Source organism: Sphingobium sp. EM0848, from assembly GCF_013375555.1.
Taxonomy (GTDB): domain Bacteria; phylum Pseudomonadota; class Alphaproteobacteria; order Sphingomonadales; family Sphingomonadaceae; genus Sphingobium.
This window is the reverse complement of sequence record NZ_JABXWB010000001.1, coordinates 792,379-811,557: the sequence shown is the minus strand read 5'-3', so window position 1 is coordinate 811,557 and position 19,179 is coordinate 792,379. Positions and strand designations below refer to the sequence as shown.

Below are 19,179 nucleotides of genomic sequence, written 5' to 3'. Positions count from 1 at the left end.
CGCAACGAAGTGGAGGAGTTGGGGCGCAGCCCCGACTTGCGGCTCGCCGCGGTGGGCCTATAGGGCAGCGACGCCCACCTCCGCCGCGCCGCAGGCCGGTCAAACCCGAAAGACTTCACCGCGCCCCGCGCGGTGGCCGCTGGCCAACTCTTCGCGCTGCCCTTCGCAGCGCACCGCATTTCCATGGTGGACACCAACCCAATGGCGATGCCGCCCGGCGCGAGGTGCCCGCCTCACCCCTCGCCTTCGCGATGAACGGCCCTGTCGAGATGCGCGAGGGCGGCGGCGAAATGGTCCTCGACTTCCCAGACGGAGGTTCCCAGCCGGAACGCGATCTCAGGAAAAGTGAAGTCATCCCGGACATGGAGATAATAGACGATGCGGGGTAGATAATTGAGGGTGGCAAGGCCGATGCGGTAGCGGTCGGCCATCGTGCCTTCGGGTCTGCGGACAGGCATGGACTGGCTCCTTTCAAGGATGAGGCAGGCGACGGGAAGCCCCGCCGCCTGCCGGGCAAGACGATCAGGCCGCGAGCGGCAGGTCGCCCCCTTCCTCGTCCTGCCGTGGTTCGGATGCTTCGGCCTCGGGAACTATGACGGGCACCTCGGCATCACCGGGCGACTGCGGATCGTCAGGCTGCTCAGGCTCAAGCAGGCCCTGCAATTTGGTCCACAGATCGACCGTGGCGACCCCACCGCGCGCGGTGTAGGCGCTGGGCGGGAACTGCATCCAGCGCGGAACCCATCCGGTCCGCTTGTCGCGCCCTCCGGCACCGGCAAGGCAGTCCGCAATGACGCCGCGCTGGACCTTGCCGGTTTCCTTGGCGTTGGCCGCCGCCACATCGGCACCGGCCACATCGGCAAGGACAGCCCCAAGGATTTCCTTGTCCCGGATAAGATCGAGCAGGGCTTCGTCAGCTTCCCAGCATTGGGCCATATCCACCTCCAGATAGCTGCCCAGAAGCTCGATCAGGGTGGTGGCCGATTGCAGCGTTTCGGCCATGACCACGGCAAGGATCGCAAGCACATCTTTGTCGGCAAGGCTGAGCAGCTTCACGAAGAGAGGGACGATGTGATCCGCGCTGCCGACAATGTTCGGCTCCTCCTCGTCCATGCCGAGCATCGCCAGCGCCTCCCGGCGGAAGAAGTCGGTCGAACCTTCCGACGGGCTGCTCTCGACGCTTTCAGTGATGGCATCGGTGCGGCTGGTCTGGCTCTGCCTCTCGACCCGCCACAGGGTGGACCCGCAAATGGCATGGGCGACCATCAGCCGCAGGGCGACGGACGGGGTTTCCGCCACCTTGGCAGCGACGGCGGCATGGCGATGGAGGTTCACATAATCGGCCAGCGGCGCGGACAATTCGGGACGGGCGGGCCGTCCAATCGGCTCGCCCCTCTCGATCCGCCGCGCCTCCTTCATCGTCACATAGCCTTCATGGAAGCTGACCCCGCCGCGATGGTCGATGGCGATATAGACCCTGCCGCCCTTTCTCTTGGGGGCGCGTTCATGCTCCCAGCTGTTGAAATGCTCGCCCGGTTCGAGCGTAACCACATCGCTCCAGCCTGCTTCACGGTAACTCTCGGATTTCGCCTCAATGACAGCGCGCTGAGCTTCCCAGAACTGATCGACATTGGCGAAATAGCTGTCCTCGCCGAACAGATCGGAAATGATCTCACCCGCATAGCCTGCAAGATCGAACAGGGCCGCGCTGGTCGAAATCGACGACCCGCCGAACAGCCATTCCTTGAGCCTGTAGCCACTGGGCACATAGGCATCCTCATCGTCGAGCAGCGCGAGCCATTCCTTCTGCCGGGCCTTGGAGGCGAGCGTCAGATGACGCACGGTGGTCGCGTCAATCTTCTCGGCGCGATAGAGGTTGCGGATGCGGGGCAGCAGGTTGCCGAGCGCGAGGGTGCGCTTAACCTGCAAGGCCGTCAGCCCGAAGGTGAGGGAAATATCCTCGACGCTGCGCCCCTCCCGAACCAACCGGGTGAAGGTTTCGTGCCGGGTCATTTCATCGGGGTCAGCCCGTGCGATATTTTCAATGAGCGAGGCTTCGAGCGCTGCGGCATCATCCCCCGTCGCCATGACGGCGCAGGGCAGCGGGTCACTGATCCCGGTTTCCTCCGCCACGATGAGCGCGGCATGGTAGCGCCGCTTGCCCGCGACAATCTCATAGGTTTCGGGCGACCCGTTCTGACGGACGATGAGCGGGACCAATACCCCGCGCGCCCGGACGGACGGCAGGATATTGGTGAGGTCGGGCGCTTTCTTCACGCCCCGCATATTGGCGGTCGAAACGGCCAGATTGGCGATATCGATATGCTTGAGTTCCATGCTATTCACTCCTTGCTTCCAAACACCACCGGCCCGGCGAAAACGGGGTGGGCGGCAAGAGCGAACCGGCAGGCCCGCCGGCAGAGGCGGGCGGCATCCGCCAGGACCGCAATGCAATGAAGGAGCCGGCATGCCGGCTTGCAGCCCGCCGCAGCGGGCCTAAAGGGCAGCGCCGTCCACCGCGTTTTTGCCGCGGCCGAATTCAACGCCATCGCGCGCCAGCGCGATGACCGCATCCGCGTCAGGGATCGATGCCCGAAGGGGCGAGACGGCAAGGCCGGCTCGACGGAGCGGCACGCGAAGCAGAGCCCGGCCCCGCAGGGGAGACGCCGCGCCCTTTTCGAATTTGCCGTACCGGCTTGAAAAAGCGGTGACAGGTCGGGACAAGCAATGCGGCCCACGACCAAAGCATCCCGAAGACCATGAAAAGCCGATCGGATTTACGCCCTGCCCAAGTTCAATGAAGCCGGTATAACGGGACAGACCGTTACTGTGTGACCCCATGCTCTGACGGTGCCTTGGAACGGATCAAGACGAGCGATGGCCTTTTGAAATATGATGGACGAGCCTGAAGACAAGTCAGATCGCGGGATAGAGAAGCCCGTTGAGCCACCGCAGGAAACGCCGGATCCTTCTTCTCAGGACCGGTCCGCTACCCCGGCCCGTAAGTCCATCCGGGCCCTAAACTTTCACGACGAGCAATTCAACGCCCTCACGCGCGGGACGCAGATCGGGGCACTCGCCAGGATGACCGGAAGCGGTGCATTGGGAGTCTTGGCGAAGGAGCTATCCCCTTTTACGAAGCTCGCTGAGATGAACGTTTTTGCGCGCGCCGCTGAACTGGTACCTCCCTCGTCAAGGCTCCTGCAGCAATTAAATGGCGGTCTTAGCCTCGCCACGGGTGGCGGCGTAATCGCCCGCTATCCGGCGCTGGAGGCTTTCGCGCAAAGCTCTCCCGGCATGGCCCTGCCCCATTGGATGCTCTTTCAGGAACATTCAAAGATCGGCCAGTTAATGCGCGAGCAGCGCTGGGCCGGACGATGGGCGCCTGAGTCGATTGGATTGCTCGCGGGCCGGATCAATCGGATCGCGGCTCCGATCGGCTTTGACGAAGAAATCCAACTCATCGCTGAGCGGGCTCAAGGACTGCGCGTGATGGACATTGCGCAGGGCTTCAAATCGACGCCTGGGATCGAAGCGCTCCTGGCACAAAGCGCCGAAATCGCCCAGACACTAACCAAGCTATCTGCCTTTGCGGGCGCAGTGGATACGGTCGGCCCGCTGAGTGCCACAAGCGGGGCCGCCTTGGCTTCGATTCTTGGCGACTGGCAGACCAGACCCGATCTCCCAACGGAATATTGGCAACGCCCATCAGTTCGGCAACGCTATTATGAAGAGGCCGAGGTCGACGCCGGTCTTATCGACGCAAGCAACGGCGAGGCCGTGGAAATCCTCGTCGAAAGCGGCATCATCGAGGGAGTGGTGGGTGGAAAGACGGTCTCGGCCATAATCGAGGCGGGACCGATCAACGTGCGCATATCCGCCTCGCGCCCCCGCATCGGCGCTTATCGCGCCATCACGGCTTTTGAAATCGTGATGCGGGACCTCATCTCGCGGCTTCTCATGACGGCGCAACGCGATGCAGGCGACAATCCGGACGCTTGGTTCAAGCAGCGTGTTCCCGGCGACGTTCTCAAACGGGCGCGCGAGCGCAGGGCCGAGGCGTTGCGCGCCGGGGAGTCCGCGAGCGATCCCATCGCCTTTGTCGATCTAGGCGATCTCATTCCGATCGTGACGTTCGGCAAGAACTGGCCCATCTTCGAGCCGATCTTCGGCAGCATGGAGGCGTTTCGGGTGGACATGCAACGCCTCAACGGGATTCGTCGGCCGACGATGCACGCTCGGCCGATCGATCCGGTGCAACTCATCGAGATGGCTTTGACGATCAGCCGCATGACGTCGATGATCAAAGCCGTCCATGGCTGGCTGCCCGAATGGGACGAAGAATATTGACCTAGGGTTGGCAGCATCCTGTCAAGGAATAATCCGGCGGCCCCACGCAACTGCCGGAGCCATTGCAACACAAATCTTGATTCCGTTCCCTTCTCGCGTCAGACGCCCGATATGAACTTCAGCGCCGTAACGAAGCGGACGTCGATCAACTGGACAAGAACGGCCGGGAACCGGAACCTATACCCCCTCCTGCGATCGCGCAGGGGATTGACCAGTCTGGCAGTTTCTTGCTTCGCACCAGAGGCCGTTCAACTGGACCCTTCCGGCCTTGCTGTGCCATTGGTCAAACGGGGGTACGGCATAGATGACGCAAAACGAACCTGGAATCCGGGGTGAACATGCACTGCGGGACGACGAACCAGACCGTCTCGGCTTCTCCGATGTCGCTGAACGAATCGCGTTGTCGGTCATGGATCGCGCATCGGCCGATGGCCTGGTCATTGGCATTGATGGTGAATGGGGTTCCGGAAAATCGAGCCTGCTGCACCTCATCGAGCGCAAGCTGAACCAGCTTCCAGACGAGAAGCGCCCTACGATCATTAGCTTTCGTCCCTGGCTCGTCGGTCGCCGGGACGCGCTGCTGTCGAGTTTCTTCAACGATCTCGCACGAAAAATTGCGAGCGTCAGCCACGCCGAAGGCGACGCGACCAAATCTTCGATGATCGCCGCGACAGCCTTGGCGAGGCAGGTCAGAACCTTTGCCGCGCTGCTTGGCCGAACGGGCGAGCTTGTCGAGGCGGGCGGCAAATTATGGGCGCCGGCAGAATGGATCGGGAAGATCATCAAGGGGGTCGGAAAGCTTTTCGACAAAGGCTCGAAAGAAGAGACGGGTCCTGATCTAGCAACGCTCAAAGCCAGAATCACGCGGGATCTGCACAAGCTAGGGCACCGGTTCATCGTGACGGTGGACGATGTCGACCGGCTTGAACCTTCCGAGGTCATGGAAGTCCTGCGCCTTGTGCGGTCGGTCGCCGACTTTCCCAATATCATCTATCTGCTGTGCTATGATGTGGATCGGCTCGCCGAAGCCATTGAGACCACATCGCAGGTGGACGACGGCAAGGACTATCTCGAAAAAATTGTCCAGCTCACGGTCATGGTTCCCCAACCCGAGCCGTTTGAACTTCGGCAATGGTTCGCCGAAGATCTGGCCCCGCTCCTCGGACCCATTTCGGACGAGGTGAGCGAGCGGCTGAAATCGGTGATCGATCAGGAGGGCGGCGCCCAGCTCCGCACACCACGGTCGGTCGTTCGGACCCTCGATTCGATCCGCTTCTTCTGGCCCGCGACCCGCAGCGAAAAGATCGATGCGGCCGACCTTGTCTGGCTCCAGCTCATCAAGGATGGGAATCCCGATCTCTATCGTTGGGTCGAAACCTATGTCGCTTCCGTCGCTGCAACGTCTTTCGGCACGGCAAGGGTTACCGAAAGGAGCGTGAAGACTCGCCTCACCAATCTGCTGGAGATAGTGGAGGATCGGCAACTCCACGACATGCTTTATCGCCATTTTTTCAGCGAACTGCTCCCCGGCATTGAGACCTCGATGGACGACCAGGATGAACCGGTCAAAATTCACCAGGCCGTCACGCCCCAGGCCGTTCAAGCGGCAATCGCTGGACGCAGGCTCGCCAGCCCCGATCATTACCGCCTTTATTTCAGCTTGGTTGGGCCCTCGTACGCGGTGACACAGGAGGGCTTCGATCAATTCTGGAATTCGGTCGACAAGACGCCTGCTGCTGCTGCTGCAACCCTGCTTGAATTCCAAGGGCAGAAGGCGCTTGGCACGCTCAGGAAACTCGACATACTCCTTGAGCGACTGAGGGGGACGGACCTGGCGCTCTGGTCCAGCACGCGAGCGACAAACCTCCTGCTGGCTTTGGGGGAGATGATGGATGACGCCTTTCGGCGCGGCCCCCGCGAACCTAATATCATCATCACCACCTGGGATCGTGCGGAAAAGCTGGTTGCCCTCCTCTATCCACGCCTTGACGCAACTGACCGCGAGCAAGTCACTGAGCAGCTGTTCAGCAAAGCCACGGCCATTGGCTGGGCAACCAATTTGTTGCGACGGGAGACCTTCGCTCATGGTCGCGTTGGAGAGCAAAGACGCCCGAACAGCGACTGGGTGCTAAGCGAGGAGGAGCTTGACCACGCCAACCGCCTCATGATTGCACGCTTCTCGACCCTGACGATCGACGAGGTGATCGCGGCGCCCCGACCGCTCTGGATATTTTTTGCCTGGAACCAGGCCGGAGACCCGGACGGCCCACGCAAACTGCTCGCCGAAGCCACGCGGACCGACGCCGGACTGGTCGGCATCATGAACCGGCTGACGACCCGGATAGACACCAGCGACAGCTGGTACACGGTCATAAGACGCGAGAATATCGCCCCGTTCCTGGATTACGACGAAATTCTTGCCCGTCTCCAACGGATTGCTGCCGAAGGAAATGAAGAGCTCGCGGTTTCGGCGCGGCGCCTTATAGAAGCAGCCGAAGAGGCCAGAAATTGGTGAGGCCGTGAATTGGTTGATCGACCGGTTAGCTTCGTCGAGCCAGATCCTTGAAGAACCGACGGCGGCCAGAACCTCCTTCCAAGGTAAAGTGCATCTCGCTGGCCGCCCGACAATATTATGATAATGTACCTCCATGGTGAAATCCCCCCTTGAGCGCGCGGCCCGCGCACTTTGCAGCCTCGAAGGCAATCCGGAAAACGCTACTTTCGAGGGCAGGCCCATGTGGCAAAGCTATCTGCCGCAAGCGTGCGCCGTGCTTCTGGCCGTCAGGGACCCCGGCGCGGAAGTGTCCGCAGCGGGTGGCGAGCAGATATCGACCGAAGGATTCAAGATCGGCGCGCAGATCGCAGGCTGGACGTGGGACCGTATGATCGGGGCGATCCTGGAGAGCAAATAATGGATTTCAAGGTAGGAGAAGTCGTGGAGGTCATTCCTCGTCGGCTTCTGATGCGCATCGATTCCATCGCCAACGATCGGGCGCTGTGCGCGCCGCTCACAAAGGGCAAAGGCAAGGCGGAATGGTATCCGGTAACGGATCTGAAGAAGCACGATCGAAGGCCGCTGAAAATCTTTTTCACCTGATCACCGCATGCAGGAAATTATCATGAAGGCAGCGAACAGCTGACCGTCCGACGCACCTTGCAGCGTCACCGTGATCGTCTTCCACCCGTCTCGCTCAGCGATGCAGGGCGCGATTTCGTCTCGCGTGACATCGAACCTCACGATGATGTCATCGACCCGTCGCAACCATGCAAGGTGATTTTCGTCGGTCCCCAGCCTCTTGTCAAATATGTGCTTCAACATCGGCGACTCCATTTGAGCGTTGCGCCATCGGATAATTGCCGGCGAAAATATTTTTGAATGCTTCTGCCGAAGAGCGCACGCCCTCGGGCCGACACGTTTCCCCCAAGGGGCGAAGCGCCGATCAGCAGAAAATACCTGCCCACCAAAAATGGGGCCATCCTTTCCCAGCGTGATCGGCTCCCCGAATATCACGATCGCCCTGTGCCCAAATGGAGGTGGCCAGCGAAATGCCGCGCCAGTCTCACCCTTTGGGCGTCACCCAGACCTCGACCGGCGCGACGAATTTGCCAGGGGCAGGCTTGCCGACGTGAACCCGATCCGCTGTCACGCGCTCGCCGGTTTCCAGATTGAATGTGGACCAAGGCTTGGGCATCCGGCCGAAGGTCATCTTCTGGATGGGCTGGCCGGTAGTGGAATTCATGATGGTTGCGATGATGCTCATCGCCTGCCCGATAATCGCGCCATCGCACTTGCGTAAATCCCTCGAATCACGACCTCCGGCGAAATCCCCTCCTCACTTCACCAGAGTTTCACGAAGCCATCATTCAGCGTTCGCTCCCGTCCGCCAGAAACCGCCAAGGCAATGAATTGCTTTCGCCTGGCTCTGTTCGCTCAATGCGATCCGGCAGGCCTCATTCATTGCGATCCGATCAACCACGGCCTATTTTCATGGTGTGGACACCGATCCAATCGGATCGCAAAGCCGATCGGCGGAGGGTTTTTGCGATCGAGCGCGCAGATTTGCGGCCATTTTCGCGCTTTGATCGTTGTTCCTTCATCTATTGCGGATTACATAGGGTTTGTCAGCGATCTGCTGACGGGAAATGGATAGGCTAGCATGGTTCGGACGTCACAGACTTTCGATCGCTATAAAAGGGAGCGTACGAACGAGTTGTTCGAGCGCATGACGCGGCTTGCCCAGAATGCGCCCCAGCGGTCCGAGCCCCGGCAGCCAGCACCTCGCGGCCCTATCGAGCCTCCTCGGCGCTAAGATTACCATTCAGGCAGTTCCGCATCGGTCCTGACAGGCTGAACCCCACCCAGTCGCCATGAGAGCGCATTACGGCTGTCGGTTCGGCCATCCAGAGTCGATTCTGTAATCCTAAACGGGTTAAGCGTCAGGCAGAGGGCATGACTGTCTTTGGGCAGGCTGAGTTCGCGTACGCCGCAATCATCCCGCCAAAGCGCGATGCATCGACTGGGCGGAAAAAATCCCGTCTTGTTGGCGCGCTCTATCAGACCAAGCGAGGTAAAGGTCAGGACCGAAGAGCCGGGGTCTTCGGCCAGCACCGTGGCGTAGCGATTCGGCCAGCGAGTCTGAAGCTGGGCGCTGTCCATGAGGAGCGCAATCACGATATTGGGTCCGATCGCCCGCAACAGCTCCTGGGCCGGATCGACGCGCGCAAGGTCCTCGCAGATGAGCGTGGTGATCGTGGTTTCGCCGCGCAGCACGCCGACCGTCAGACTACGGCTCAGGACATCGAGCCTTTCCCACCATCCCATCCCAGGATCGAGGACAGATCCCAGGGCATAGCTTTTGATCTGGTCGGCATCGAGACGCCAACGATGGTGCTTCTGGCGGACATCCTCGACCCATCGCCTGACTTTCTGTCTTTTGCTCCTGACCGGAATGATGGTCGCAGCGGCGAAATTTCCAACCCGGCCTTCTCCATCGCTGTGCAGCCCCGACGCGACAAACTCAATATCGTCATCCTTCTCGAGCTGCGTGATAAGCTTCGCATAGGTGGCACCGCTCAAGGCGAGTTCAGGAAAAATGACGCCATGGACCTGTCCCACGTCCCTGCGTGCTTCCTCGATCAGGGCATCTACCAGACCCAACAGCAGGCTCTCCTGCGCTTTGGCATTCAGCGGTTCAACGCCGAACCAACCCCAAGGCGCACGCGCGTCGCTCTCCGACAGGCCTGCAACATGGAAGGACTTTGCAGCGATCGAAAACGGATAGGGAATGATGAGGAGGTTGAGAGACGCCTGCGCCTGCCGTGCAGTATATTCACCCACCGGTGCGAGCCATCTTGCGCGCGCGAGACCGCGAGGCGGCAAGAGCGAAAGATTGTGCGATAGGGAACGGACCGTGCAGCCGCGTGAAGGGGTGCGGGATTTTGGTAGAACGCACGCAACATCTGGTGCTGCTTGCGACAATGTGTAGGCGCCCCGCCCTTCCCCGTCGGTCAATTCCTTCATGGCCGCGAGGATCCTGAATTCTACCGCGAGTGTCAGAAGCGGAGGCGTGGTCTCCTGCAATTCCTCATTTGCCAGGAATCCCACATCAGTCGCTGCTTCATCAGCAATAGCCAGGAGGCCCACTGCGTCGCGCCACCAACCAGGAGGCTCTGCTCTCGCGTCCAGGGCGTTGAAGAGAGGTTCATCGAATGCGGCCCAGATGCGAGACCACATCTGGCCAACTGCCTCAGGGGTTTCAAGCGTCACCCTATTGCCGGACACATCTTGCCGGACGGTCGCCTGAGCCCACGCGCGACCAATTTCGACCCAATGCTGGCGGTCGGAAAGCGTGACTTCCAGCTTACGGAACTCAGCTGGCGGTCCTTGATGGGTTTCTGGCTGAATATGATGATAGGCGCCGCTGCGCGAGAGCAGAAAGGCGGTGATTGCGAAGAGATCGATCGGATCGACCGGCGGCAGATACCAAGGGCCATATTGATCGCCTTTGGGACCGAACGCCTCCTTATTCTCCATTTTCGATTTGAGATCGACCCACCAGTCGAGATTACCTTGGGGGAAAAGCAAACGAACCGCATCGCCGACAAGCATTCGAGATCCACTCCGATCGAGCACCAGCTTCCTAATTGAAATGGCAAATGCCATGGATTTCCGTATCTTGCCAGTACAGCATCGTAGTGGAAATATCGATGCTCCTCGCTTTGGAACCAGTGTCATGCTCGGTGGGCCAGGTCAGCCATCCAGGCCGATCAGTGGCACCGCCCGCAAGCACTACGATCTTCGCGATGCCGGTTACGCTGGACAAGCCTTGGAAGTACGAGCCGTATTGAGAAGGGATGTTACCGATTCTGCGCGACACCCAGGATGGATGGTCGGCAGACAGCAATGTCGGGCACAACAGGAAGGACAGGATCGCGGTGCTTTTCGCGCGCGACGCTGCAAGCTGGACGGTCAAGGCAATATGCCGGGCCGCGCCAATTGCAAAACCGCTGGCCTCCTGCCTTCCGCAAGCTTATCGATTGTAATCATTATGATATCTATGGAGCGCAGGTTCATGGAACTCGAAGCGTTGCTGGAACAATTTCAGGTGGTGGCGAACCGGAGCGGTTCCATGATGCTCGGATCATTCCGGTGTGAGCCAAATGAATCTCCCGCGCTCCGCATCGAGCTCCTGAATCACGATGAGACATTCAGGCTGATCGAAAAGACCCGCCCGCCCATCATCTATCCGAACCTGAAGATGACCAACGCCCGCTCCCAGATAGCCGAATCGCTGACGGACCTGGAGTATTTCGGATTGGTGGAAGACGAGGCCATCGCGAACGAAATCCGCGAGGCAGCGAAAGTGCTGGAGCCCTATGAAGGCAGGATAGGCCAGCTTGTAATCAGTTTCCTGGTGGGAGCGGCCCTTCATACTTTCGCTGCCGGCGCGCCCTGGCTGGTGGAATTCAACATGACCATCAGTGAAATCATGTACCACCATACAAACCGCATGGCAGGCGCAAACGACGAACCGGTTCGCCCTTGACCCGCCGTGACGAGACGGCATGACGCGGAACCCCGATAACCGAGGTTCCGCGCAAGCCCATCAATCCTTTTTGGGAGACGCCTTCCGCCCCTTCGCGCCCTGCCCCTTCTGCTTCTGGCCAAGGCCGATCGTCAGGGCGAGATCGCGCCGCTTGGCAGCGTAGCTGGGCGCGACCATCGGATAGTCGGCGGGCAGGTTCCACTTCCGGCGATAATCGTCGGGCGTCATCTGATAGTGGGTCATCAGGTGGCGCTTGAGCATCTTGAGCTTCTTGCCGTCCTCCAGACAGACAATATGATCCGGCTTCACCGAGGAACGGACCGGCACGGCGGGTTTCAGGTCTTCCTGCGGCGGGGAGGCAGGCGTGCCCAGGCCGGAAAGCGCGCCATGCACCTGGGCGATCAGCCCCGCCACCTCGGGCACCGGCACCATATTGTTCGACAGATGCGCCGACACAATATCCGCCGTCAGGGTGATCAGGTTATTCCGCGCTGCCAGCAATTCGTCCGTCATCAAGCTCTCCAACCAGGATCAATCCGGCCCCCTTGGCATATCGGCCAGCCAATACCAAACCGCCATCGCCCTCGATCGCAAATCCGCGCCCGCGTCAGGAATCGTCGCCGAAGGGTCGAGACGGCAAAGCCGGCTCGACGGAGCGGCACGCGGAGCAGGCCCACCCCAGCAGGGGAGACGCCCTACCCTCCCTCTCTGCATGAGGGGTGCCAGAGCAACAGATGCCGAAGACCAGGAGGAGAAGGATCAGGTCCGGCGAACTCACATCTCCGCCGGCATGCCCATGAGACCCACGGACCGTAGCCGTTTCAGCCGGGCGAACCTTTCAGGATGAGATGGGCCGAACGCATATAGAGGCCCAACTCCTTGTCGCTTCGCAGCAGCCGGTCCAACAAATCCTTCATGTCGGCCAGGTCCGAATCAGGCCGGAACGGTCCTTCGGGTTGCTCCCCCATGACGAGCACGCTCAGGCAGAGCCCCTTCTTGACGAGATGGAGGTCGCGCTGTTCGAACAGGGCCATGAGGCTTCTCCCGGCGTGGCATGGCGATGTAGCATGACCCGGGCCGATTGTTGATCGGCAGTTCTCGGCAGACCCACCGGCGGATAGGAAATTGGGTGAATGACCGCCAATTCACGGACGATCAGCGGCGTCATTGCGCCTGCCCAAAACAAAGCCGCCGAACCCGATTGACAAAAGCCCCGCCTACCAAGGGAAGAGGCGGGGCCGGTTCAGAGGCAGCCATTATGCTCAGCCCGCGTCATCCCTGCACTGGCTATTATGGGCTATGACAGACGACATAAGGCCGGGCGCCTGCTTGCCGCCGTCACGGCAAGATATATGTGCCTTCCCCCGGCGTCCGGGCGGGCATATGGTCCTCGCCCCACGACTCGCAGAAGAGGTCGTCATGCTCATGAATCCCCTCATTCAAATGATTCCGAAAGTCCGTTTGAGGAGCTGATGGTGGCGGATAAGGTTCTCGAACTGTAGGATGAGAGGGCGTAGTCTTTCCTCGGGCATGTTGGGGATGAGTTGATAGTACATCACGCCCTGCCGGAAGAGTGAATGCACGCGTCGCGATGTCGTGCTGGTGCGCAGATGGCGGTCGTAGCCGATGGCCTCGCCGGCGGCGCCGAGCACGGTCAGGAGGACAATGGCGAGAGCGGCGATCAGCCACAGCCTGTCGCGCCGGGCGGGCGTGGAGACGCGGGTTGCCGACATGCCCATCCCGAACCGCCAGTCCTTGGCATCGCGAAACGAGCATTCGATGCCCCAGCGCCGCGAGTAAAGATCAATGAGGGTCTTGGCCGTCACCGTGGTCAAGCTGGTCGCGAGGCACCACGGCTCTTTCATATCCTTGGCCTGGACGCACACGACCGCCCCGACGGGGCAACCCTGCGCCGTGACCGTGGCCTCGCGCAACAGCCTGGCACGTCCCGATGGGCCGAGCCACTCCTTTGCCGGACGGCACTCACCGGCGGCCGTCACCTTGATGTTGCCACGAAAGCGGATGACATAGTCGAAGTGCAACTCGTCCTTGAGGACGCCGTAGAGCTTGGTGTCGCCAAAGCCGCGATCGGCGACGAGCAGCACCTTCACTTCTGTCGGCAAGAGCTCGGCAAGCCGGGTGACGATCCAATATTCATAGTGATTGCGCCGCTCTTTCAGCTCCGCCTTGCGTACCGTCAACCACAGTAGCGGCGTTGCCCGGCCATGCTCGGTAAGCAGCGACAGCATCAGGGTCGAGTGCCCGTCGGCATCGAAGTCGGTCCAGTCCATGGCGACGGCGATCTCGGTGCGGCTACCCAGGCAATAGCCGGCCCAGTCGGCCATCAGCGCGTCGACATCGATCCCGTCATTCGACAGCATCCGGTCGACCTGCTTGATCGCGTGACGCGACAGCCCTCCCTGGGCCAGTGCGAGACCGTGGCCAATCGCGCTCACCGCCAGCGACGACGCCTGCAACGTGCCCACCGTCGCCTTCGCCAGCGATGTCACCCGCTTCGCGTGCAGGTCCGCGCCAAAAAGTTCGTCGACAAAGGAATGCACCGCCTCAGAAGAAAACTTCGCCTTGCCGCTCATCTCAATCTGATCCCCCTTCGACACGGAGATGCTGAGACGCCATGTCCGAGGTGGTTTCAGGTGGCTCGCCTCGAACATGTCGGTATCGAGGGTTAGTATTGCGACCAGAGCCTCAGACATGGGAGACGAGCCATGGAACGGAATACAACATTTATCGGGCTGGATGTAAGTAAGGAAACGATCGCGGTCGCGATCGCCGACGGTGGTCGCCGTGGCGAGGTGCGGTTTTACGGAACCATCTCGAGTAAACCGGAGTCGGTAGCCAAGCTGATCAAGACGCTGGCGGCAAAGCACAGGTCGCTGGCCTTCGCTTACGAGGCAGGGCCAACCGGGTATGGCCTGCATCGGCAACTGATCGAACTGGGCCATGCCTGTCATGTAGTGGCGCCTTCGATGACGCCGGCCCGGCCTGGCAGCCAGATCAAGACCGACCGCCGCGATGCCGTCGTTCTGGCCAGCCTGTTTCGCGCCGGTGAACTGACATCGATCTGGGTGCCCGACACAGAGCATGAAGCCATGCGTGACCTCATCCGGGTCCGGATTTCCGCAGTGGAAACGGTGCGCCGGGCGCGACAACAACTGCTGTCCTTCCTCCTGCGCCACGGCCGGATCTATAAGGATGGCATCAAACATTGGAGCAAGAGGCATCGTCGCTGGCTGGGCGACCAGCGTTTCGATCATCCCGCTCAGCAGATTGCGTTCGAGGAATATATCCGCGCCATCGAGCAGGCCGAGGATCGCCGTTCGCGACTTGAGAAGCAAATCGAAGCGCTGCTTCCCAGCTGGTCTCTCCATCCGGTGGTGGCAGCTATCCAGGCATTGCGTGGCGTATCGCTCATCGCGGCGGTAACCATCATCGCGGAGGTGGGCGATTTCCGGCGCTTCGCCAATCCTCGCCAGCTTATGGGATGGCTCGGACTTGTGCCACGCGAACGGTCGTCGGGGTCTACCCGCTCACAGGGAAAAATCACCAAGGCAGGCAATAGCCGGGCCCGCCGCATGTTGGTGGAGAGCGCCTGGACCTATCGGCTCCCGGCGCGGATCGCCGGAGACCTCCTCCGTCGCAGTGCCAATCTCTCCCAGGAAGCGCGGGACATCGCGTGGAAGGCGCAGGTTCGCCTCTGCGCGCGCTACCGTCGATTGCTGCGGTCAGGACGGCCCAAGAATGTCGTGACAGTCGCCATCGCACGCGAACTCGCCGCCTTCGTCTGGGCGATAGCCATCCAGACTCCCGCTCCGGCGCAAACCGCTTGAACCCCCGCAACCAGGCAAAAAGGAGCAGCAAATTTCTCATCATGCTGTGCAGCGTCGGGCGCGGTGGCCGGTCAGGGCAACCCTCGATGTGATTCGGCGATCTTCAGTTCGCGCGACGTGAGACAGAGGAAGGCCCGAGACGAACCACGGTCCTGCGGTATCCAACCCGCGTATCAGAGTCTGAGGGCAACCCTCGATGTGATTCGGCGATCTTCAGTTCGCGCGACGTGAGACAGAGGAAGGCCCGAGACGAACCACGGTCCTGCGGTATCCAACCCGCGTATCAGAGTCTGAGCAACCGTCGTCTTACTGCCGCCGCGTCCGACCCTGCACAGCCAATATCCTCTCACGCCAAAAGAGGCGGTTGGAAGCCCGCGACCTCACTCTTGAATTCGGACATGAGAATCATCTTTCCTGCCCTACGTCATCTCAAAAATGAGGGGATGCCTGAGGTCGTCATGAGAACGTCCAATGACGCCGACTTGTTGTCCCAGCCGCCGCACGAGACACGGGATGCGATAGTTCCAGACGAACGGTCTGAACTGATCACCGTCCAAAGAGAATTTCTCATTCGGCGTTACGCCCGGGCCATGGCGACGATGCGCCCTCCTTCCATTTTCCACTGATCATTCAAGGCTGACACAAGCGGCCTGGAACCCATTGCATTCCAGAAAAGTCATGCGCCGCTTCGTCAAGCCTGGGAGGCAAGGTTGTCGCTATCCGGCCGCCATTGCCATGAACGACGGTCTCAAGAGATAGCCGGTCAAGTCAGCGGGAGGTCCGGCAGTCTCAACGGCGGTCGTTCAGCGCCATGATCAGTGCGACCGCCGACATGCCGCGGCGGCTCTCCCCTGCTACAAAAGGTGCAAGAAGCACCCCGAAACTCCCGGTCCACCTGGACTGGCCGCTTGGCCTGACCCTTAGTCGGCGGGCCAGTGCGACAGGCTCGGCCCTGAGCCGAAATCGGCTTGGGAGCCGAAGACTGAAATTCCGGGACGCTTGCCTTAAAGCACAGCCTACCCTACCTTACCTTCGTCTTACTTTGGAGGGCGCCATGGGCGTGCAGGAACGGATTACGACCACGGTGTCGACCAAGGGACAGGTCATCTTGCCCAAGGCGATCCGCGAGCAGCGGCATTGGCCTGCCGGTACGAAGCTGATCGTCGAAGAAACGCCGGAGGGCGTCCTCCTAAAACCTATGCCGATCTTCGCACCAACCGACATTGATGCCGTTTTCGGTTCGCTGCGGTCGACCAAGCCCGCATTGTCCATCGATGCCATGAACGCGGTCATCGCCAGGGAAGCGAAGCGACGTGCGCGGGATTGATACCAATATCGTTGTACGGCTGCTGACCGCTGACGATGCGGAACAGGCGCAAGCCGCCCGACGAGCCATTGAAGGCAAGGAGATTTTTCTCGGCGTGACGGTGCTGCTGGAGGCGGAGTGGGTTTTGCGCGCGGGTTATGATTTTAAACCCGCCCAGATTGCCGGCGCCTTGCGCGGGCTCGCCGGCCTGCCGGGTATGACCGTGGAGGAACCGGCTCAACTGGCGCTGGCGCTGGAGTGGATGGAAGGCGGCATGGATTTCGCCGACGCCCTTCATCTGGCGCGATCGGACCATTGCACGGAATTTCTGACCTTCGACCGCAAATTGGCCAAGCGTGCCAAGGCTTTGAACACGATTCCGGTCGTCATTCCCTGATTCTACATCTGGCGATCGGCATTCCCCCGAGGTTCCGAATGGGGTGCTTCCATTACGGAAGCGCCCCATTTCATAAATCAGGACAAGAGCCCCATGCGACTGCTCGCTGTGCGGAAATGCTCGCCATCCAGTTCGACGCCAAGAAAAGCGCGCCCACATGTCCGAGCCGCTTCCAGCGTCGATCCCGAGCCGCAAAAGGGATCAAGCACAATGTCGCCAGGCGCGCTGAATGTCTCGACCAATGGCCGCAGAATTTCCACCGGCTTCTCGGTGGGATGCCGCCTGTTGCCGGTATAGCGCGGCCAGTCGATCACATCCGGCAAAGCATGCGCGGGCTGCGCCGGCCGCCCCTTCGCCAGCAGGAAAGCCTGCTCATGCTCGTAGCGCAGGAAGCGCGTCGATGAGGCATAATGTTTGCGGAAGACGATATGACCGACCGGGACAAGCCCGACCGAACGCCAGGCCAGCACAAATTTTTCGACCGCACTCCAGCCATAGAAGCTGATGGCAAAGCTGCCAGGCTTCGTCACGCGCGCAATCTCGGCAAAGGCCGGACGAAGCCAGTCGGAATTATCGTCGTTGGCAACCGTGCGTCCGTCACGCGAACGGTATCGGCAGATATAGGGCGGATCGGTCAGGACAAGATCGACCGCGCCGTTGGGTAGCGCTCTCAATTTTTCGATACAATTGCCATGGGCGATACGGTTGCGGGGTACGGACTGGGTCTTTGCCTGAATACCGGTCGAACGCGCCTCCTGCTGCGGTGTCTTTGCCATCTTAAAGCTCCTGATGCTGGGTCAGGCACCGTCATCGGCGCCTGGCCCCTGCCTCGCGGCGAGCAGCAGGAGAGAGGGGGGCAACGACAATCTGCCGGGGTGGTGCGGGCGCAGGCGCAGCCGAGCCACGGCCCGGCCGATTGTCGTTGCGGGGGAGAGAGGACGGCGTTCTCGTTCCCTGTCCAAGACCAGGAAACGGCGCGGATCGCGCCGCAAGGGGTGAGGAAATCAAGGCATGTGGCACCCTTGCCAGTGGTTCTCGGCGCCCAAGTGGAAGGCTACCAATCTCCCCCCTGCCCGACAATTTCGAGCCGCAAGCGCCACTATCCCTGCGATCTTTCTTGGCGATCCAACGCCCATGCTATCGCTGTGGCTGTCGAACCGACCTCCTATTGAAATGGTTGCCCCCGAGCCTGACCGACCAGTCAGAGATGGAAATCATGTTCCACAAATCCGACTTCCATTGTCGTCTATTTTTTGGAGGCGGGATGACATTTGGCCTCTCCAAAAGAAGCCAAACATCCTATCAGTGGTTGCTGGAGAGTGCCGAACCTAGAGGTGAAAACATGGATCGAACGGTAATCCTGACGGTGGTCGGCAGCGACCGCCCCGGCCTCACTCGCGCGATAGCCGATGCGGTATATGCGGCAGGCGGCAACTGGCTGGAGAGCCATCTTTCGCGGCTCGGCGGAAAATATGTCGGCTCGGTGTTGGTCGAACTGCCTGAAGAGCGTCTGGATGAACTTGAGAAGGCCGCCCGCGGGATCGATGCGTTCGGGATCAAAGTCGACATCATCGGGTCTGCCAAAACGGACGAGCGAGCAGGACAATCGCTGACAATCGAAATCGTCGGGCAGGATCGCCCCGGAATCGTTCGTGAAGTGACCACCGTACTCGCTGGGCTGGAAGTCAATATCGAGGATTTTGCTACTGCCATTGAAGGCAGTGCATGGTCCGGCGCGCCGCTGTTTAAGGGGAAAATGAAGCTGTTGATTCCTGAGAATCTCTCCACCGACATAGTATGCGAGGCACTCGAAGGCATATCGGGAGAGATCATGGTCGATTTCGCTACCGCTGCGAACTGAACTAAGGTCTAACGGGCGGGATCGCGGTTCTACAACGCCGACGTGCTCGGTAGAGTCAGGAAGTGGCGCGGTGTCGTGCGGCGCGCTGTGGGGCTTGCCAGACGGTCCGTTTCCACTCCCTGCTCATCGAACCGGACGTGCAGATCTCCCGCATCCGGCTCTCGGACAAGACATCACGCCTTCACCCACGGCGGGCTGCGGCCAAGTCCGCCAGACGCACGAGGCCGAAGCGCTCGTACAGCTCAGGGCCGTGATAGGCTCCCTCTCGCTTTTCCATGCTGCTGAAAGAGAAAGGAGCCCCGGCGGCTGGCTCGGGGCTCCCCTTTCCATCCTCGCGAGCTTCCCCGAACGAGGCGGACGATCATGCAACG

The 19,179-nt window shown here is 60.6% G+C and carries 19 protein-coding genes; 9 read left to right on the top strand and 10 right to left on the bottom strand.

Annotated elements, in window-relative coordinates; genetic code table 11:
- Positions 1-233: 233 nt before the first annotated feature.
- On the bottom strand, positions 234-458 hold the full coding sequence (locus HUK73_RS03875; protein WP_176590720.1) for a hypothetical protein: 225 nt from the start codon (positions 456-458) through the stop codon (positions 234-236).
- A 64-nt stretch (positions 459-522) separates the two neighbouring features.
- Positions 523-2,337: a ParB/RepB/Spo0J family partition protein gene (locus HUK73_RS03870; RefSeq protein WP_176590719.1), complete on the bottom strand. Its 1,815-nt coding sequence runs from the start codon at positions 2,335-2,337 to the stop codon at positions 523-525.
- 555 nt (positions 2,338-2,892) lie between these two features.
- On the opposite strand from HUK73_RS03870, the gene HUK73_RS03865 reads away from it, so the two are divergent.
- From HUK73_RS03865 to HUK73_RS03850, 4 genes are all read left to right on the top strand, one after another.
- On the top strand, positions 2,893-4,350 hold the full coding sequence (locus HUK73_RS03865; protein WP_176590718.1) for a hypothetical protein: 1,458 nt from the start codon (positions 2,893-2,895) through the stop codon (positions 4,348-4,350).
- Positions 4,351-4,654: 304 nt separating this feature from the next.
- Positions 4,655-6,865, top strand: coding sequence for a P-loop NTPase fold protein (locus HUK73_RS03860; RefSeq protein WP_176590717.1), 2,211 nt, complete (start codon positions 4,655-4,657; stop codon positions 6,863-6,865).
- A gap of 133 nt (positions 6,866-6,998) precedes the next feature.
- On the top strand, positions 6,999-7,262 hold the full coding sequence (locus HUK73_RS03855; protein ID WP_176590716.1) for a hypothetical protein: 264 nt from the start codon (positions 6,999-7,001) through the stop codon (positions 7,260-7,262).
- Positions 7,262-7,447 carry a hypothetical protein gene (locus HUK73_RS03850; RefSeq protein ID WP_176590715.1) on the top strand — a complete coding sequence of 62 codons (186 nt, stop codon included), beginning with the start codon at positions 7,262-7,264 and terminating at the stop codon, positions 7,445-7,447. The genes HUK73_RS03855 and HUK73_RS03850 overlap by 1 nt, the downstream gene beginning before the upstream one ends.
- Here the strand turns inward: HUK73_RS03850 and HUK73_RS03845 are convergent, their stop codons facing one another.
- The 4 genes from HUK73_RS03845 to HUK73_RS03830 form a co-directional block, all read right to left on the bottom strand.
- A complete protein-coding gene (locus HUK73_RS03845) occupies positions 7,448-7,669 on the bottom strand; it encodes a hypothetical protein (protein ID WP_176590714.1) in 222 nt (73 codons plus the stop codon).
- Between the two features lie 241 nt (positions 7,670-7,910).
- Positions 7,911-8,111 (bottom strand): hypothetical protein, encoded by a 201-nt coding sequence (locus HUK73_RS03840; RefSeq protein ID WP_176590713.1) that lies wholly within the window; start codon positions 8,109-8,111, stop codon positions 7,911-7,913.
- A gap of 551 nt (positions 8,112-8,662) precedes the next feature.
- A complete protein-coding gene (locus tag HUK73_RS03835) occupies positions 8,663-10,459 on the bottom strand; it encodes a hypothetical protein (RefSeq protein ID WP_176590712.1) in 1,797 nt (598 codons plus the stop codon).
- Between the two features lie 31 nt (positions 10,460-10,490).
- Complete coding sequence (locus HUK73_RS03830) at positions 10,491-10,823, bottom strand: hypothetical protein (protein WP_176590711.1); 333 nt, start codon at positions 10,821-10,823, stop codon at positions 10,491-10,493.
- A 99-nt stretch (positions 10,824-10,922) separates the two neighbouring features.
- Here HUK73_RS03830 and HUK73_RS03825 point away from each other — a divergent pair, with 99 nt between their 5' ends.
- On the top strand, positions 10,923-11,396 hold the full coding sequence (locus tag HUK73_RS03825; protein WP_176590710.1) for a hypothetical protein: 474 nt from the start codon (positions 10,923-10,925) through the stop codon (positions 11,394-11,396).
- A gap of 60 nt (positions 11,397-11,456) precedes the next feature.
- Here the strand turns inward: HUK73_RS03825 and HUK73_RS03820 are convergent, their stop codons facing one another.
- The 3 genes from HUK73_RS03820 to HUK73_RS03810 all read right to left on the bottom strand — a co-directional run bounded on the left by HUK73_RS03820 (position 11,457) and on the right by HUK73_RS03810 (position 13,990).
- Positions 11,457-11,909 carry a MucR family transcriptional regulator gene (locus HUK73_RS03820; RefSeq protein ID WP_176590709.1) on the bottom strand — a complete coding sequence of 151 codons (453 nt, stop codon included), beginning with the start codon at positions 11,907-11,909 and terminating at the stop codon, positions 11,457-11,459.
- Positions 11,910-12,217: 308 nt separating this feature from the next.
- Positions 12,218-12,430 (bottom strand): hypothetical protein, encoded by a 213-nt coding sequence (locus tag HUK73_RS03815; RefSeq protein ID WP_176590708.1) that lies wholly within the window; start codon positions 12,428-12,430, stop codon positions 12,218-12,220.
- A gap of 405 nt (positions 12,431-12,835) precedes the next feature.
- Complete coding sequence (locus tag HUK73_RS03810) at positions 12,836-13,990, bottom strand: IS4 family transposase (protein ID WP_176590506.1); 1,155 nt, start codon at positions 13,988-13,990, stop codon at positions 12,836-12,838.
- A gap of 132 nt (positions 13,991-14,122) precedes the next feature.
- Between HUK73_RS03810 and HUK73_RS03805 the strand changes: the two genes are divergently transcribed.
- The 3 genes from HUK73_RS03805 (at position 14,123) to HUK73_RS03795 (ending at position 16,947) form a co-directional block, all read left to right on the top strand.
- Positions 14,123-15,244 (top strand): IS110 family transposase, encoded by a 1,122-nt coding sequence (locus HUK73_RS03805; protein WP_176590707.1) that lies wholly within the window; start codon positions 14,123-14,125, stop codon positions 15,242-15,244.
- A gap of 1,054 nt (positions 15,245-16,298) precedes the next feature.
- A complete protein-coding gene (locus HUK73_RS03800) occupies positions 16,299-16,571 on the top strand; it encodes an AbrB/MazE/SpoVT family DNA-binding domain-containing protein (protein WP_176590706.1) in 273 nt (90 codons plus the stop codon).
- Entirely contained in the window at positions 16,558-16,947 is a 390-nt protein-coding gene (locus tag HUK73_RS03795) for a type II toxin-antitoxin system VapC family toxin (protein ID WP_176590705.1), read from the top strand. Before HUK73_RS03800 ends, HUK73_RS03795 begins: the two co-directional genes overlap by 14 nt.
- 77 nt (positions 16,948-17,024) lie before the next feature.
- Here the strand turns inward: HUK73_RS03795 and HUK73_RS03790 are convergent, their stop codons facing one another.
- Positions 17,025-17,723: a DNA methyltransferase gene (locus HUK73_RS03790; RefSeq protein WP_176590704.1), complete on the bottom strand. Its 699-nt coding sequence runs from the start codon at positions 17,721-17,723 to the stop codon at positions 17,025-17,027.
- 488 nt (positions 17,724-18,211) lie between these two features.
- Between HUK73_RS03790 and HUK73_RS03785 the strand changes: the two genes are divergently transcribed.
- Positions 18,212-18,808: a glycine cleavage system protein R gene (locus tag HUK73_RS03785; protein WP_255326190.1), complete on the top strand. Its 597-nt coding sequence runs from the start codon at positions 18,212-18,214 to the stop codon at positions 18,806-18,808.
- Positions 18,809-19,179: the final 371 nt, after the last annotated feature.